This window comes from Paenibacillus sp. CMM36, assembly GCF_053570945.1.
In genome coordinates this window covers 1-915 of sequence record NZ_JBSEDY010000066.1, presented here as the reverse complement: position 1 = coordinate 915, position 915 = coordinate 1, and the positions used below count along the sequence as shown (strand labels likewise).

The window sequence follows — 915 nt, the reverse complement described above, 5'->3', positions numbered from 1 at the left end:
TGCACAACTCCCCTGCAACCCCAATCGGCTGCAATTGCTCCGTGCCTTCCTTCACGATGTACAGGCGAATGTTTTGAATCGGTTTTCCGATCGGAATGACTGCATATTCTTCCGTCGGCTCGCAATCGAAGTACGATACGTCCACCGTTGCTTCGGTTGGGCCATACAGGTTGACCAGCTTCGCTCCGGCCAGGCTCGATACGAGCCGCTGGAACCGGGCCACATGCTGTGGCGGCAACGCTTCACCACTGGCAAAGACATGGCGCAGCGTGCCCAGCTTCGCTTGCATCACTTCTCGTGGCTGCTGCTCCACATACTCCAGGAACGCATGCAGCATGGCGGGCACAAAGTGCATCGTGCTCACGCCATCGCGGGCAATCGTGTCTACGATGTCTTCCGGGTTCTTTTCCCCGCCAACCGGCAACAGGCTTACCTTCGAGCCGACCATCGACCACCAGAATAGCTCCCACACCGACACGTCGAAGGTGAAGGCGGTCTTTTGCAGAATCGTATCTTTCGCGCTTAGGCCGTAGCGATTATGCATCCACAAAATCCGGTTCAGCACGGAATGGTGCTCCACCATCACGCCCTTCGGTTTTCCCGTAGAGCCAGAGGTGTAGATGACATAGGCGACATGGTGCGGTCCGGCCAGTGGCTCCAGATTCGAACCGTCTTCGTGGTAAATGTCTTGGCCAGCCTGCTCCTGACGATCCAGCACCAGCACCTGGCCGTCGAAACTCAGCGATGCTTGCTCCGCCAGATGCGATTGCGTCAGCACCAGCTTCGCTCCCGAGTCCTCCAGCATAAAGCGGATACGATCAGCCGGATATTCCGGATCAATCGGCACATAGGCTCCGCCGGCCTTGAGAATCGCATAGATGCCTACAATCATGTCCAATGAACGGTGAACCAGAA

1 protein-coding gene is annotated in these 915 nt (G+C 56.9%); it reads right to left on the bottom strand.

The annotated features are described in order from the left end of the window. Positions 1 to 915: AMP-binding protein (locus tag ACWA2B_RS27880; protein ID WP_449292878.1), on the bottom strand; the 915-nt coding region annotated here is incomplete at both ends.